The following is a 14,912-nucleotide window of genomic DNA, read 5'->3' as shown; positions in this document are numbered from 1 at the left end:
CCGCGGCCACTGACCGGCCACGCCCGCCGGCCGGGCCGGGCGCACCTCGTCGTCGTCACCGCGCGTAGCGCAGCGCCCCCCGCATGTCCCCGCACTCGGCCCCCAACGCCATGTCGGCGATACGGCCGGCCGCCCGCAGCCGCGCCAGGCGCGGCGCCACCCGGTCCCGCAGGCCCCACGGGTCGATCGTGTTGACGTGGATCCCGGTCGCGCCCTCGAACCCGGCCGGCGTCGAGATGCGCCACTTGAGCACGATCCGCCACGGCATCGCCGCGTCGTCCCCCGCCGAGCCCGGCGGCAGGGTGTGCCACTCCTCGTTGGACGGCACCAGCGGCCCCGTCGCGGCGTGGCAGGCGTGCAGCAGATCGGAGACCCCGCGCAGTTCGGCCGCCGAGTGCTCCCACGGCCGGCCGGCCCGCGACCTCGAGTAGACCACCAGTGCCGGGTGGCGGTGGCCGACGCCGACCACCGCGACGGCGTGCTCGTTGGCCGCCAGCACCAGGCCCTCGGCCACCGCGTGATCGATCCCGGCCGTGTTGTAGAGATCCGGTTCGCGGGCGAGCGCCGCCATCTCCCGGGAGGTCTTGGCGGGGACCTCGTCGATCGCCACGAGCTGCTTGTGCAGGTGCGCGAACGACGCGCCGGCCGGCGCGAGCCAGTTCTGGAAAACCGACACGTACGCGGCGTGCGGATTGTCGCGGTACAGCCCCCGCATGGCACGGACCGTGAAGGCGACGTACTGCTCGTGCTCCTCCGGCGTCAGCTCCCCCGACGACGCGTGGCGGTCGCTGGAGGCTGCGCCGTCGACGAGGTGGCGGCGCGCGACCACCACGTCGTGGCACCCGCCGAAGAAGCTCTCCGAGTGCTCTGCGAGGGCGGCGGTGTCCATGGCGTCGGCGGTCGCCGGGTCGCCCTGCGCGGCGACGACGCGGGTGCGGACCAGGGCCCGGACGTGCTCGGCGCCGGCCGGGGACGCGAGATAGGCGGCCTGATGGTCGGCGGCGCGGTCGGGGATCCGGTAGCCGTGCACCGACCTCCAGTAGTCGAGGGAGACGATCTCGAAGAGGTTGCCGATCAGGCGGAACTCGGGCGTGGTGGCGTCGAGCCGGTCGGCCGGGACCTCGTCGAGGACGGCCCAGGCGTCCCCCTCGCGGACGAGGCGCGCCTTCTCCGGGGTGGTCTCGCGCAGGCGCGTCGTGCAGAACGCGCAGTGCGCCTCCGGCTCGGCCGGGTCCACCGCGACGACGCTGCCGGGCGCGTGCTCGATCGGTCGGTGCGCCCGGCCGGGGACCGTCCACACCTGGGTGCCGGTGAAGGGATTGACCTGCTTGACGGTGCCGTCGGCCATGCGCCGCAGCAGCGCGGTCGGGCCGCCGGGTGGGGAGGTGGTGGTCACCCGCGTGAGCCTAGAGGGATCTGATTTAGCGGTGGAACTGTGACCTGGATAACAGTATCGTGAGGGTGGGCTATAGCTCATCAGCGGCTTCCGTGCGATGCGGAGCCACGGGGGAATCGAGAGCGTCCATGAGTTCACATCACCCACTGCCACTGCCACTGCGACTGGCAGCCGTGGGCGGCGCCGCCGCCCTGACGATCGCCGGGGCGGCCGCCGTCTCGCACGCCCAGACCGGCTCCGCCGAGTTCGCCGCCGAGCTCGCCCTCGACGTCGAACTCGCACTCGGCTCGGACGGCGCTGTGGACGCAGGGTCGCTGAGCCCGGGTTCGCTCGACCCGGGCTCGCTGGGCCCGGACTCGCTCGGCGCCGGGTCCCTGCCGCCGATCGGCTCGGTCGGGGGATCCCTCGAGCCGGGCTCACTGGACCCGGGCTCGCTGGGCCCGAGTTCTCAGGATCCGGGCTCGTCGCCCGGGCCCTCCGGTCCCGGCTCGCTGGATCCGGACTCGGCGGAAGGCTCGGCCGAGGGGTCGCTCGAGCCGGGCTCACTGGATCCGGGGTCGCTGGATCCGGAGTCCTCGGAGCCCGGCTCGGCGGCCCCGGGGTCTATGGAGGCAGGGTCGTTGGTGAGCCTGCTTGTCATGGTGTCCATGGGTTCGCAGATGGGGTCGGGAGCGGGCTCCGGGGAGGGTTCCCTGTCGTCGGGTTCGCTTCCTTCCGGCTCTCTGGAGCCAGGATCCGCCGCGGGGTCGCTCGCGCCCCTGGGATCGCTGACGGCATCTCTCGCGCCGCTCGGCTCGGCGACGGGATCACTGCCACTCGGATCCCTGCCGGGGGGTTCGGCGGTCGGCTCGCTCCCGCTCCTGGTTCCTGTCGCCGCGATCGGTGGGTCGGTCGCGGCCGGGCCGATGATCGTCCAGGCCGCGGCCAATCTGGGGATCGCCCTCCCGCCGCTCCCCGGAACCCCGGCGCCGGTCGCCGCCGGCGCGATCGTGGGAGAGGCTCCCCCCGCGCCCGGGCCGTCGGTGCCCAATGGGCGCGGCGGTGAACCCGGCGTGGGCGCCGACGTGGCGGGGGTCCCGGTCGGGGTGAACGCGGTCGTGGTCACCACCGGCTCCCTGGGTGATTACCAGGTGTTCCTTCCGGACGGGGTGTCGCTGCCACCCCTGCCGTTCATTCGGTGAGGAGCCTGAGAGGAGTCCCCGCCTCAGCCGCTCACGCGGGGGGCGGGGACTGCGGTGTCGTTTGCGGTCGACGGGCACGGTGCTGAGAGAAATCTCACAAGGTGGAATCGCCTTCCCACGTCAAGGTCGCAGGTTTGACTTTTCCGAGTTGTGTGATGTGCCCCCCTTCCCCATATTATTTCCGGGCCGGAGGACCTCGGTCCTCTGAGTACGGGTGCTCCAGCCACCACGGAGTCCGCCCGTCGACAAGCGAAGGCGAACACATGATGACGACTCCCGGCCCCAGAAGCCTGTACCGCCCTGAATACGAACACGACTCGTGTGGTGTCGCGTTCGTGGTGGACATGTACGGACGCCAGTCCCGGGACATCGTCGAGAAGGCGATCGCCGCGCTGGTGAACCTCGAGCACCGCGGCGCCGTGGGTGCCGAGGCCAACACCGGCGACGGCACGGGTTTGTTGATCCAGGTACCGGACTTGTTCCTCCGCGAGGTGATGCGTGAGGAGCAGAACGTAGAACTACCTGAGGCCGGGGCATATGCAACCGGCCTTTGTTTTCTCCCCCAATCCCGGATGCTGGCGATGGACGCCATGCGGATGGTCGAGCGGATCGCCGCCGAGCAGGGGGTGACCGTGATCGGCTGGCGCGAGGTCCCTGTTGACGACTCGACGGTCGGCGCGATCTCACGTGACGCGCAGCCCACCATCAACCAGATCTTCGTCAAGGCCGCGGGCGCGGGCGGGGAGCTCCTGACCGGCCTGGCGCTCGAGCGTAAGTGCTTCGTGGTGCGCAAGCGTTGCGAACACGAGCTCGGTTCGAAGGGCGCCGGCAAGGGCGACCTGGGTTCCGAGACGGTGTACTTCCCGTCGCTGAGCCCGCGCACCTTCGTCTACAAGGGCATGCTCACCGAGAAGCAGCTCCCCGACTTCTATCTGGACCTGCAGGACGAGCGCGTCGAGTCCGCGTTGGGCATCGTCCACTCGCGCTTCTCCACCAACACGTTCCCCGCATGGCCGCTGGCCCACCCGTTCCGCTACGTCGCGCACAACGGTGAGATCAACACCGCGCGTGGCAACGAGAACTGGATGCGGGCCCGCGAGGCGCTCATGACCAGCGACCGCATCGAGGACCTGCCCGCGGCGCTGCCGATCTGCACCCCGGGAGGGTCGGACACCGCGCGCTTCGACGAGGCGCTGGAGTTGCTGACCCTGGCCGGCCGGCCCCTACCGCACGCCGTGCTCATGATGGTCCCCGAGGCGTGGGAACGCCACGAGACCATGGACCCGGCCAAGCGGGCCTTCTACGAGTACCACGCCTCACTCATGGAGGCCTGGGACGGCCCGGCGTCCATCACGTTCACCGACGGCACCGTGATCGGCGCCGTACTGGACCGCAACGGCCTGCGCCCCTCCCGCATCTGGGTGACCGACGACGGCCTCGTCGTGATGGCGTCCGAGGTGGGTGTGCTCGACATCCCGCAGGACAAGGTCGTCACCAAGACCCGCCTGCAGCCCGGTCGCATGTTCCTCGTCGACACCGCCGAGGGGCGGATCATCGACGACGAGGAGATCAAGTCGCAGCTGGCCGCCGAGCACCCGTACAAGCAGTGGCTCGACGAGGGCCTGGTCAGGCTCGAAGACCTGCCCCGGGTCGAGCAGCCCTACATGGCTCACGAGCGTGTGGTGTTGCGTCAGCGCGTCTTCGGATATACCGAGGAGGAACTGCGCATCCTCGTCTCCCCGATGGCCGGGAGCGGTGCCGAGGCGATCGGGTCGATGGGCACGGACACCCCGCTACCGGTGCTGTCCCAGCGTGCGCGGATGCTGTTCGACTACTTCGCCCAGCGCTTCGCGCAGGTGACCAACCCGCCGCTCGACGCCATCCGCGAGGAACTCGTCACCAGCTACGGTGTGACCCTCGGTCCCGAGGGTGACCTCATCAACCCGGGTCCCGGTTCATGCCGTCAGGTCAAGGTCGCCAACCCGATCCTCGGCAACTCCGACCTCGCCACGCTGCTGGAGGCCGGGGATTCCCGCCCGAACCTGCGGTCGGTGGTCGTCCGCGGGCTCTACAACGTCGCCCACGGCGGCCGCGGCCTGCGGATCGCGCTGGAGCGCATCCGCCGAGAGGTATCCGAGGCCATCCAGGCCGGCGCGACCCTCATCGTGCTCTCCGATCGCGAGTCCGACGAGCGCAACGCGCCCATCCCCTCGCTGCTCCTCACCTCGGCGGTGCACCACCACCTGGTGCGCGAGAAGACCCGCACCCGCGTCAGCCTGGTGGTCGAGTCCGGTGACGCCCGCGAGGTCCACCACATGGCCGTGCTGTTCGGGTACGGCGCCAACGCGATCAACCCGTACATGGCGTTCGAGTCGATCGACGAGCTGGTCAAGAACGGCGACCTCATCGGGGTCGACACCGCCGCGGCCTGCGACAACTACCGGAAGGCCGCCGCCAAGGGCGTTCTCAAGGTGATGTCCAAGATGGGTATCTCCACCCTCGCCTCGTACACCGGCGCGCAGTTGTTCGACGTCACCGGCCTGTCTCAGGAGCTGTGCGACGAGTACTTCACCGGCTCCGTCAGCCCCATCGACGGCATCGGCCTGGACGAGATCGCCGAGGACGTGGCCCTCCGGCATCGCTTCGCGTTCCTGCCGCGGCCAGAGGAGGCCGCGCACCGCAAGCTCGAGATCGGCGGCGAGTACCAGTGGCGCCGCGAGGGCGAGTACCACCTGTTCAACCCGGACACGGTGTTCAAGCTCCAGCACTCCACGCGCACGGGCCGCTACGAGATCTTCAAGGAGTACACCCGCCTGGTCGACGACCAGTCGGAGCGGCTGGCGACGCTGCGCGGGTTGTTCGAGATCAAGAGCAACCGCCCGCCCGTGCCGATCGAGGAAGTCGAGCCGGTCTCCGAGATCGTCAAGCGGTTCTCCACTGGCGCGATGAGCTACGGCTCCATCTCGGCCGAGGCGCACGAGACGCTGGCGATCGCGATGAACCGCCTGCAGGCGCGCTCCAACTCCGGCGAGGGCGGGGAGGCTGTCGACCGCTTCGACCCCGACCCGAACGGGGACTGGCGTCGCTCCGCCATCAAGCAGGTGGCCTCCGGCCGGTTCGGCGTGACCAGCCACTACCTGGCCAACTGCACCGACATCCAGATCAAGATGGCGCAGGGCGCCAAGCCGGGTGAGGGCGGGCAGCTCCCGCCGGGCAAGGTCTACCCGTGGGTGGCCGAGGTCCGCGGCTCGACGCCGGGCGTCGGACTCATCTCGCCCCCGCCCCACCACGACATCTATTCGATCGAGGACCTGGCTCAGCTCATCTACGACCTGAAGAACGCCAACCCGGAGGCGCGGATCCACGTCAAGCTCGTGGCCGAGCAGGGCGTGGGGACGGTCGCGACGGGCGTGTCCAAGACGCACGCCGACGTCGTCCTCATCTCGGGCCACGACGGCGGCACCGGAGCGTCGCCGCTGACCTCGCTCAAGCACGCGGGCGGCCCGTGGGAGCTCGGCCTGGCCGAGACCCAGCAGACGCTCCTCGTCAACGGTCTGCGCGACCGGATCGTCGTCCAGGTCGACGGCCAGCTCAAGACGGGGCGTGACGTCATCGTCGCCGCGTTGCTCGGCGGCGAGGAGTTCGGCTTCGCCACCGCGCCGCTCGTCGTGGCCGGCTGCGTCATGATGCGCGTGTGTCACCTCGACACCTGCCCCGTCGGCGTGGCCACCCAGAATCCCGTGCTGCGCGAGCGGTTCAACGGTAAGGCCGAGTACGTCGTGAACTTCATGGAGTTCATCGCCGAAGAGGTGCGCGAGTACCTGGCCGAGCTGGGCTTCCGCTCGCTCGACGAGGCGATCGGGCACACCGAGTGCCTCGACAAGTCGCGGGCCTTCGCCCACAACAAGCGGGCGGCCAAGCTCGACCTGGAGCCGATCTTCGCCCAGGCCGAGTCGCCCTTCATGCACCAGGACCTGCGTCGCACCAAGTCGCAGGACCACAAGCTCGACGGCGTCGTGGACCGCACGCTGATCGAGGACGCGCGCGCCGTGATCGCCGACGCGGCGACGGGACCGTTCACGGGCAGCTACCCGATCTGCAACGTCAACCGCTCGGTCGGCACGATGCTCAGTCACGAGATCTCCAAGGCCCACGGTGCCGCCGGCCTGCCGGACGGGTCGATCGACCTGAGCTTCACCGGGTCCGCCGGTAACTCGCTCGGGGCGTTCCTCGCCCGGGGCGTGACGGTGCGCGTGTTCGGCGACGCCAATGACTACGTGGGTAAGGGACTGTCCGGTGGACGCATCGTGGTGCGTCCGGCCGAGGACGCGGCCCCCGACTTCGTGGCCGAGGACAACATCATCGCCGGCAACGTGATCTGCTACGGCGCGACCGCAGGTGAGGTGTTCCTGCGCGGGATGGTGGGGGAGCGCTTCTGCGTGCGCAACTCCGGCGTCACCGCGGTGGTGGAGGGCGTGGGCGACCACGCCTGCGAGTACATGACCGGTGGACGGGTGGTCGTGCTGGGCCCGACCGGCCGCAACGTCGCGGCCGGGATGTCCGGTGGCGTCGCCTACTTCTACGATCCCCGCGGTGTCCTCGCGGAGAACCTCAACGCCGAGCTCGTCGACACCGAGGAACTCACCAGCGAGGACGTGGAGTTCCTCCACGGGATCGTGGAGCGCCACGTGGAGGAGACCGATTCGGCCCGGGGCCGGGAGATCCTCGGTGGCTGGGCCCAGAACGTGAATCACTTCGCCAAGGTCATGCCGCGCGACTACAAGCGCGTGCTGCTGGCCATCGAGCAGGCGGAGAAGGACGGACGCAACGTGGACGAGGCGATCATGGAGGCCGCAAATGGCTGACCCGAAGGGCTTTCTCAAGCACACCGAGCGGGAGCTGCCCCGGCGCCGCCCCGTCGACCTACGGATCATGGACTGGAAAGAGGTCTACGAGTCCACGGTCCTGCCCGAGGATTCGATCCGCACCCAGGCGTCCCGCTGCATGGGCTGCGGTATCCCGTTCTGCCACCAGGGCTGCCCGCTGGGCAACATCATCCCCGAGTGGAACGACCTGGTGCACCGGGGCAAGTGGGACGACGCGGTGGACCGACTCCACGCGACCAACAACTTCCCGGAGTTCACCGGTCGGCTCTGCCCGGCCCCCTGCGAGGGGTCCTGTGTCCTCGGCATCAACCAGCCGCCGGTGACGATCAAGCAGGTCGAGGTGGAGATCGCCGAGGCCGCGTGGGCCGACGGCGGCATGGAGCCGGTCATCCCGTCGTTCCGCACCGGGCAGACCGTCGCGGTCGTGGGATCGGGCCCCGCGGGCCTCGCGGCGGCCCAGCAGCTCACCCGCGCCGGGCACTCCGTCACCGTCTTCGAGCGCGACGACCGCATCGGCGGGCTCATGCGTTACGGCATCCCGGAGTTCAAGATGGAGAAGGCGGTCATCGATCGTCGCCTGGCGCAGATGGAGGCGGAGGGGACGGTCTTCCGTCCCGGCGTCAACGTCGGCAAGGACATCACCGCGTCGCAGCTGCGCGCCCAGTTCGACGCTGTCGTCCTGTGCGGTGGCGCGACCATGCGGCGCGACCTGCCGGTGCCCGGTCGTGAGCTCGACGGCATCCACCAGGCCATGGAGTACCTGCCGCTGGCCAACAAGGCCGCGGTCGGCGACCCGGTCGTGGACGCCGACGGCCTGCCCGCCATCCACGCGCGCGACAAGCACGTCATCATCATCGGCGGCGGCGACACGGGTGCGGACTGCCTCGGCACCGCGACCCGTCAGGGCGCGAAATCGGTCAAGTCGTTCGAGATCATGCCCCGGCCGCCGGCCACCCGCGCGGCGTCGACTCCGTGGCCGATGTACCCGCTGATGTTCCGCACGGCCTCGGCCCACGAGGAGAACGGCGAGCGCGTCTACGGCGTGTCCACCGCGGAGTTCGTCGGCGAGGGCGGACACGTCACCGCGCTGAAGGGCTCCGAGGTGCGGATGGTCGACGGCCGCTTCGAGCCCGTGCCCGGTACGGACTTCGAGTACCCGGCTGACCTGGTCCTGCTCGCGATGGGCTTCACCGGCGCGCAGAAGTCCGGGCTGTGCTCGGACCTCGGGGTGGAGTTCACCGACCGCGGCAACGTCGGTCGTGACGACGCCTTCGCCACCAACGTCGAGGGCGTGTTCGTCGCCGGCGACATGGGGCGCGGCCAGTCGCTCATCGTGTGGGCCATCGCGGAGGGACGTGCGGCCGCCGCCTCGGTGGACCGGTTCCTCATGGGGGAGACGGCCCTGCCGGCGCCGGTCCGGCCGACGGATGTGGCCCAGCGCTGAAGGTCAACCGTGGCGCCTGACCTTAATGGAACCTAAGATCAGGTCTACTATGTCTCCAGGCCGTCCGGCCTCCGTCATGGAAGGCACCAATGGTCAGCCGTCGCCCCGCCAGTGTCATCGCCGCGCTCAGCGCGACGGTCGCGCTGGTCGGCGTGCCGGCGGCGTCGGCGCAGCCGCCGGGCCCGGCGGTCCGGGGGGTCGTCACGGAACTGCCGGTCCTCAGCGAGTTGCCGCCGCTGCCCACCGAGGGCGGGCAGCCCGTCGTGGACGAGCCGGAGGGCACCGGGGTCTTCGGCATGTCCGGGGTGCAGACGGTCGCGCTCGTGTTGGCGGCGTCGGTGCTCGTGGCGGGCGGGACGGGACTGGCGTTGGTCACCCGCCGCGGCCGTGGCGAACCGCTCGACGAGCAGCCACCGAGGACGGATCCGGTGGCGTGACGCCGCGCCCGATAGGCTCGGCGGTATGAGTCGCCACATCGCAGGACGGGGACGGGTCGCCCGGGCGACCCCTCCTCCGGCCGGTCCGCCCGTCGACGACGTCGACTGTGACCTGAGCAGCAAGCTGACGCTCGGCCAGTTCCTCAAACTGGCCTCGCTGCTGGACTCCGGGGCCGAGGCCAAGGACGCGGTCGCCTCCGGTGCGGTGAGCGTCAACGGGGAGGTCGACACCCGGCGCGGCCGCGGCCTGGTTCACGGTGACGTGGTGGAGATCGGTGGCCGGGCGGCGCGCGTCGTCGCCCGCGAGGGACGGGACGCGACCTGATGGCTGAGGACTCACGGGGGCCCGTGCAGGCCCCAGTGGTGCTGCACGACGACGACCCCGGTGCCACCCGGTACGCCACGTGGCTGGCCGAGGAGTTCGACACCCGGGCGACCCATCACGACGCGGCCGATCCGGCCGAGCTGGTGGTCGCCGGGACGGTCGTCCTCGTCACGGGGATGCGCCCCGGTGGTGGGCTGGGCGGTTCGGCGTTCATCCGCGACAACTGGGAGGCCCTCGTCGAGGCCGGACGCCGCGTCGCCGTCGTCATGGTCGGGCCCACCCCGGTCACCGACGACGCCCGGATCGAGCTGATGTCGAGCGAGTTCTCGTCCGATCAGCTGCGCGACCTCAAGCTCTTCCAGCTCCGCGGCGTGGTCACGCCGGACCAGCTCGGCTTCCGGCAGCGGCTCGGGATCAAGACCGCGCTGGCCGCCCTGCGGCGCAAGACCGACCGCACCCCGGAGGAGGAGTCCATGCTCGAACTGGGCGGTCTGGACCTCACCGATCGGGTCTCGCTCGGGCCGTTGCTGCGCTGGATCCGCCGCGAGGCCTGACCGGCGATCACCGCGGCACACGCCCGGCGCGCACACGGTCGGTGTCACCGCCGATATCATGACCCGCGAACGCACCCGCCGAGGGCGGGGCGATGACCTCGGAGGAACCCCATGCGCGCCACCACCCTCGCCGCCACCGTTTCGGCGCTCGCCGCGGCAGCCCTGCTGACGGGAGCGGGCGCCGCCACGGCGCAGGAGCCCGAGGATTCAGAGGGCTCTGGAACGATCCGCAGCGCGCTTCTGTCGCCCGCCGTGAGTGAAGCGATCGGGAGCATCGGTTACGGCTCGCTGGGCACGGGGTCCCTCATGGACCTGCTCTCCGGACTCATCAACACCGGGTCGGTCGCCCTGTCGGTGGACGTGCCCAACGCGACGGGCTCGTACGCACCGGGGTCGCTCGGGAGCTACGGACCGGAGGCGTCGCTGGGCGAGATCTTCCTGATCCCCATCGGGAGCCTCGCGGGCGCCTCCTGAATCCGCCGTCAGCGCACCACGATCCCGTCGGAGTCGGCGTAGAGCATCTCGCCGGGGACGAAGTCGACCCCGCCGAAGCTGACGGTCACGTCCCGCTCGCCCTCGCCGGTCTTGGTGGATTTGCGCGGGTTCGTGCCCAGGGCCTTGCAGCCGAACTCCATCCCGGCGATGACCGCCGAGTCGCGGATGGCGCCGTTCACCACGACGCCGGCCCAGCCGCTCGAGCGGCCGAGCTCGGCGATGATGTCGCCCACCAGCGCGGTGTGCAGACTCGCGCCGCCGTCGATCACGAGGACGCGCCCCTCGCCGGGCTCGCCCAGGATGCTCTTGAGCAGTGCGTTGTCCTGGAAGCAGCGCACGGTCGAGATTCGTCCGGAGAACTCCGTGCGTCCGCCGAGGTCGCGGAACTGGAGGTCGCAGCTGCGGACGTCCTCGCCGATCTCGTCGACGAGGTCCGCGGTGGGGATGAATCCGGCGGGGGTGTCGGTCATGGGGGTCCTCCTGGGCGGTGGTCTGTCGGGTTAACGCTATCCGGCCGCGCCGCCGCGTGGGAGCACGCGGTAGGGGACAATGGCCACATCGAGGGTGCCCGTCAACGTCCGAGAAACCGGAAGGAGCCTTCCGTGGCTCAGTACGAACTCCTGATCCACGCCCGCCGCGCGGTGGTCGACGGCCGCATCCAGCAGGCGGCGGTGACGGTGGACGGGGGCGTCATCACGTCGGTGCGGACGGGCTCGGAAGCACGGGACATCGGCCTGGCCGGTGACCACACGATCGACCTGGGGGATGACGTCGTCCTCATGCCTGGTCTCGTCGACCCGCACGTGAGTACCGAGGACGTCGCGGTCGGCACGCGCTCCGCAGCGCAGGGCGGGATCACCACGGTCGTGGACTACGGCACCGACGGCGACCCGGTCGCCATCCGCCCGGAGGACGTGGATCGCTGGCGCGACGAGGTCACCGGAGAGTCGACCGTCGACGTCGGGCTGTGGGGCGCGGCGGTGCCGGACAACCTGGGCCGGCTCGGCGACCTGCTGGACCGCGGGGTGTTCGGGGTGTCCGCCGTGGCCGCCGGGAAGGGCGTGGAGGGCACGCCGACGCTGGACCACGCGCAACTGGTCGCGGCCGCGGAGGAGGTCGCCGCACACGGCGGGCTCTTCGCGGTGGACGCCAGCGTGGACGATCTGTCCGGGCTGCTGGGGGTCTGCCGCCGGACCGGCGGTCGCTTGCACGTGCGCGCGGTCGCCGACCACGAGGAGCTGCCCCTGCTGCGCGACGCCCGGGCGGAGGGCCTGGCCGTGACGGCCTCGACGAGTCCCCACATGCTGGCGCTGGTCTCGGAGGTCACCCACGGCGGATCGGAGGTCGCGCGGCTCGATCCGCCTATCCGCGACGCCGCCAACCGCGAGCTGCTGTGGGGCGCGCTGCGGGACGGCACCATCGACGCCGTGGCCTCGGCCCGCCTGGGGTTGTCGGTGGTGTGGACCGAGGCGCGGCGCCGCGGGTTCGATCTGGCGGACGTCGCGCGCTGGATGGCCGGGAGCACGGCCGCGGTGGTGGGGCTGAGCGATCGCGGGGAGATCCGGGAGGGATTGCGGGCGGACTTCGCCGCGGTCGCCGACGACGAGGCGTTCGTCGTGCTGCCCGGGGCCCGCGAGCTGGGTTCCGCGGACTCGGTGTACGCGCAGCGTGCGTTGGCGGGCGTGGTGCGGTGGACGATGCGCGGGGGCGCGGTCATCGACCCCCGAGCCCTGGCGTTCGGCACGGTCCTGACCCGTCCGACGGCGTGAACCCCGCCGTCGATCGCCTCGCGTTCCTCCCCTTCCCCGAGGGTGTCACCTCCGCGCTGCTCATCACCGAGTACGTCATCAAGATCCTCGCGCTGGGGATGGTGCCGGAGAACCGGCAGCCGTCCTCGTCGCAGGCTTGGCTGCTGGCGATCCTGTTCATCCCGGTCGTCGGCGTGCCGCTGTTCCTGCTCCTGGGCAACCCGTACATCACCGGCCGGCGTCACGTCATCCAGGCCGAGGCCAACCGGCTGTACGCCGACGCGCTGAGGCAGCGGCCCACCGTCCCCGATGGCGTGGGCGTCGCGCCGGGCGTGCGCACCATCCTGGAGATGAACCGGACCCTCACCGCGATCCCCGCGATGTCCGGGGATTTCGTGGCCCTGCACTCGGACTACAGCCGGTCGCTCGCGGCGATGACTGAGGCGGTGCGCGCGGCCCGCGACCACGTGCACATCGAGTTCTACGCGCAGTCGTGGGACGGCGAGACCGACGAGTTCTTCACGGCCGCGGTCGAGGCGGCGGAGCGGGGCGTCGCGGTGCGGGTCCTGGTGGACCACCTGGGGTCCCTGCGCTACCGGGGGTTCACCAGGCTGCGGAAGAAGCTGCGCAAGACGCCCGTGGAGTTCCATCTCATGCTCCCGGTCAACCCGTTCCGGGGCCGCTTCCGCCGCCCGGACCTGCGCAATCACCGCAAGATGCTCATCGTGGACGGCGAGCACGGCTTCATCGGCTCGCAGAACCTCATCGAGCGCCACTACGGGAGCAGCCGCAACGCCCGGCTCGGTCGCGAGTGGGTCGACCTCATGATGGAGGTCCGCGGGGAGATCGTGCAGGCGATGGACGGCGTGTTCGCGGTGGACTGGTTCACCGAGTCGGGGGAGGTCATCGGGACGCTCGAGCAGTTGGCGCTCGGCGCCCCGCTGGCCCCGGGCCGTAAGGGCGGCGACCCGACGGCGGGGGACCCGGTCAGCGCGTTCCAGCTGGTGCCGTCGGGACCGGGGTACCGCACGCAGCCGGGACTGCGGATGTTCACCCAGCTCATCTCGCACGCGCAGGAGCGGATCCGGATCGTCAGCCCGTACTTCGTGCCGGACGAGGCGCTGCTGCACGTGCTCACGTCCGCGTCGTTCCGCGGGGTGTCGGTGGAGGTGTTCGTGCCGGAGCACGCCGACCAGTTCCTCGTGCACCACGCGCAGCGGTCGTACTTCCGGGCGTTGTTGGAGGCCGGGGTGGTGATCCATCGCTTCCGTTCGCCGGCCGTGCTGCACACCAAGACGGTGCTCATCGACGACTACGCGGGCGTCGTGGGCTCGAGCAACATGGACCAGCGGTCGTTCAACCTCAACTTCGAGGTGAGCATGCTGGTGCTCGGCGGGGAGGCGGTGTCGGAGCTCAACGACGTCGTGGACGACTACCTCCAGGAGTGCACGACCCTGGGGTTGGAGGCCTGGATGAGTCGGCCGTGGGCGGGTCGGTACGTGGACAACGTCGCCCGACTGACCTCGGCTCTGCAGTAGCACGATCCCGCAGTAGTACGCTCACCCGTGCGCGGGTCGACGGGCCCGCCGTGTGACGAGAGGCCTAGTCGTGATGTCCCAGCCCAGTGGTCCCGGAGCCCGGACCTGGCGCCTCGGCGCCGCCGTCACCGCCGCCGTGGTGGCGGCCGTCTCCGTGCCCGCCGTGGCACTGGCCCAGGACGATCCCACCCCGGGGGCGGGGTCGACGCTGCCCGAGACGGGCGTGTCGAGCGTGGACCAGCTGATCGGCCAGCTGCCGGACGAGATCGTCATCGGCGGCGGGGGCCTGGGCTCGGAGGCCCTGCGGGACACGGGCAGCGCCCCGGTGGTCGACGGCGCGCAGTCGGTCGGCGAGGTCGTGGGTTCGGTGGCGCCGCTCGAGGCCGTGGGCGTGGCGGGCGGGTCGGCGGCGGCGTCGGTCGCGTCGTCGGGCAGCCTGCCGGGATCGGTGTACGTCAACCCCACCGGGTCGGTCGGCTCGGGCACGATCGGGTTGGGGTCGATCGCGATCCCCGAGTACATCTTCCCCGTTCTGAGCCTGCAGTTCGCGGGCGGATACTTCGCCGCGCTGGACGAGCGTCAGGACGCGGGCGAGCTCTACCCGCACGAGTTGGACTTCTGGCACGGCCTGGTCGAGGGGTCCGCCGAGGGTGGTGCGCTGCTCACGGACGCGGCGGCCGCGGCGGGCACCGAGCTGCCCGGCGGGCTGGCGGGGAGCATCGAGGCGGTGCAGATCGCCGCGCTGCAGGACCCGTACGAGGACAACGAGCGCCGCCGCGCCGAGGCGCAGGCGGCCGCGGAGGCGGAGGCCGCCGGGCAGACGCAGGAGGACGAGGACGCGTCCGGTGCCGCGGACGGTGCGCCCGGGGCCACGACCGGGGGCGACGACGACGACGAGCTCCCCGCCA

General features: G+C 71.1%; 12 protein-coding genes. 10 read left to right on the top strand and 2 right to left on the bottom strand.

The features are described from left to right. Positions 1 to 55: 55 nt before the first annotated feature. On the bottom strand, positions 56 to 1,396 hold the full coding sequence (locus HMPREF3086_RS06890; RefSeq protein WP_083324338.1) for a DUF4921 family protein: 1,341 nt from the start codon (positions 1,394 to 1,396) through the stop codon (positions 56 to 58). A 128-nt stretch (positions 1,397 to 1,524) separates the two neighbouring features. Between HMPREF3086_RS06890 and HMPREF3086_RS06885 the strand changes: the two genes are divergently transcribed. The 7 genes from HMPREF3086_RS06885 (at position 1,525) to HMPREF3086_RS06855 (ending at position 10,697) form a co-directional block, all read left to right on the top strand. Next, positions 1,525 to 2,577, top strand: coding sequence for a hypothetical protein (locus HMPREF3086_RS06885; RefSeq protein ID WP_141764022.1), 1,053 nt, complete (start codon positions 1,525 to 1,527; stop codon positions 2,575 to 2,577). A 263-nt stretch (positions 2,578 to 2,840) separates the two neighbouring features. After that, positions 2,841 to 7,442 carry a glutamate synthase large subunit gene (gltB, locus tag HMPREF3086_RS06880; RefSeq protein WP_061227843.1) on the top strand — a complete coding sequence of 1,534 codons (4,602 nt, stop codon included), beginning with the start codon at positions 2,841 to 2,843 and terminating at the stop codon, positions 7,440 to 7,442. Further along, positions 7,435 to 8,907, top strand: coding sequence for a glutamate synthase subunit beta (locus tag HMPREF3086_RS06875; protein WP_007627348.1), 1,473 nt, complete (start codon positions 7,435 to 7,437; stop codon positions 8,905 to 8,907). The genes gltB and HMPREF3086_RS06875 overlap by 8 nt, the downstream gene beginning before the upstream one ends. A gap of 89 nt (positions 8,908 to 8,996) precedes the next feature. Then, positions 8,997 to 9,344: a hypothetical protein gene (locus HMPREF3086_RS06870; protein WP_007627346.1), complete on the top strand. Its 348-nt coding sequence runs from the start codon at positions 8,997 to 8,999 to the stop codon at positions 9,342 to 9,344. A 25-nt stretch (positions 9,345 to 9,369) separates the two neighbouring features. Next, on the top strand, positions 9,370 to 9,669 hold the full coding sequence (locus tag HMPREF3086_RS06865) for an RNA-binding S4 domain-containing protein (RefSeq protein ID WP_231889028.1): 300 nt from the start codon (positions 9,370 to 9,372) through the stop codon (positions 9,667 to 9,669). 23 nt (positions 9,670 to 9,692) lie between these two features. After that, the gene (locus HMPREF3086_RS06860; RefSeq protein ID WP_232303004.1) at positions 9,693 to 10,223 is read left to right on the top strand and encodes a hypothetical protein; all 531 of its coding nucleotides are present in this window, start codon (positions 9,693 to 9,695) and stop codon (positions 10,221 to 10,223) included. 111 nt (positions 10,224 to 10,334) lie between these two features. Further along, positions 10,335 to 10,697, top strand: a complete 363-nt coding sequence (locus HMPREF3086_RS06855) for a hypothetical protein (RefSeq protein WP_061227845.1) — start codon at positions 10,335 to 10,337, stop codon at positions 10,695 to 10,697. Positions 10,698 to 10,705: 8 nt separating this feature from the next. Here HMPREF3086_RS06855 and rraA read toward each other — a convergent pair whose 3' ends face one another. After that, positions 10,706 to 11,188 carry a ribonuclease E activity regulator RraA gene (rraA, locus tag HMPREF3086_RS06850; RefSeq protein ID WP_061227846.1) on the bottom strand — a complete coding sequence of 161 codons (483 nt, stop codon included), beginning with the start codon at positions 11,186 to 11,188 and terminating at the stop codon, positions 10,706 to 10,708. A gap of 132 nt (positions 11,189 to 11,320) precedes the next feature. Here rraA and HMPREF3086_RS06845 point away from each other — a divergent pair, with 132 nt between their 5' ends. The 3 genes from HMPREF3086_RS06845 to HMPREF3086_RS06835 all read left to right on the top strand — a co-directional run. After that, positions 11,321 to 12,487, top strand: coding sequence for an amidohydrolase family protein (locus tag HMPREF3086_RS06845; protein ID WP_061227847.1), 1,167 nt, complete (start codon positions 11,321 to 11,323; stop codon positions 12,485 to 12,487). Further along, the gene (locus HMPREF3086_RS06840; protein ID WP_082767614.1) at positions 12,484 to 14,004 is read left to right on the top strand and encodes a phospholipase D-like domain-containing protein; all 1,521 of its coding nucleotides are present in this window, start codon (positions 12,484 to 12,486) and stop codon (positions 14,002 to 14,004) included. Before HMPREF3086_RS06845 ends, HMPREF3086_RS06840 begins: the two co-directional genes overlap by 4 nt. Before the next feature lie 73 nt (positions 14,005 to 14,077). Then, positions 14,078 to 14,912 (top strand): hypothetical protein (locus HMPREF3086_RS06835; RefSeq protein WP_083324337.1); only part of this gene is annotated, 835 nt, incomplete at its 3' end.

This window comes from Dietzia sp. HMSC21D01 (assembly GCF_001815995.1).
GTDB lineage: Bacteria > Actinomycetota > Actinomycetes > Mycobacteriales > Mycobacteriaceae > Dietzia > Dietzia cinnamea.
The sequence above is the reverse complement of the archived record's forward strand: the minus strand, read 5'-3'. Positions and strand labels throughout refer to the sequence as shown.

What these genes read in the sequence shown, in the direction of transcription:
- HMPREF3086_RS06885 (WP_141764022.1), top strand. Translation starts at nt 1,525, where the DNA reads ATGAGTTCACATCACCCACTGCCACTGCCACTGCGACTGGCAGCCGTG.
- gltB (WP_061227843.1), top strand. Translation starts at nt 2,841, where the DNA reads ATGATGACGACTCCCGGCCCCAGAAGCCTGTACCGCCCTGAATACGAA.
- HMPREF3086_RS06875 (WP_007627348.1), top strand. Translation starts at nt 7,435, where the DNA reads ATGGCTGACCCGAAGGGCTTTCTCAAGCACACCGAGCGGGAGCTGCCC.
- HMPREF3086_RS06870 (WP_007627346.1), top strand. Translation starts at nt 8,997, where the DNA reads ATGGTCAGCCGTCGCCCCGCCAGTGTCATCGCCGCGCTCAGCGCGACG.
- HMPREF3086_RS06865 (WP_231889028.1), top strand. Translation starts at nt 9,370, where the DNA reads ATGAGTCGCCACATCGCAGGACGGGGACGGGTCGCCCGGGCGACCCCT.
- HMPREF3086_RS06855 (WP_061227845.1), top strand. Translation starts at nt 10,335, where the DNA reads ATGCGCGCCACCACCCTCGCCGCCACCGTTTCGGCGCTCGCCGCGGCA.
- rraA (WP_061227846.1), bottom strand. Translation starts at nt 11,188, where the DNA reads ATGACCGACACCCCCGCCGGATTCATCCCCACCGCGGACCTCGTCGAC.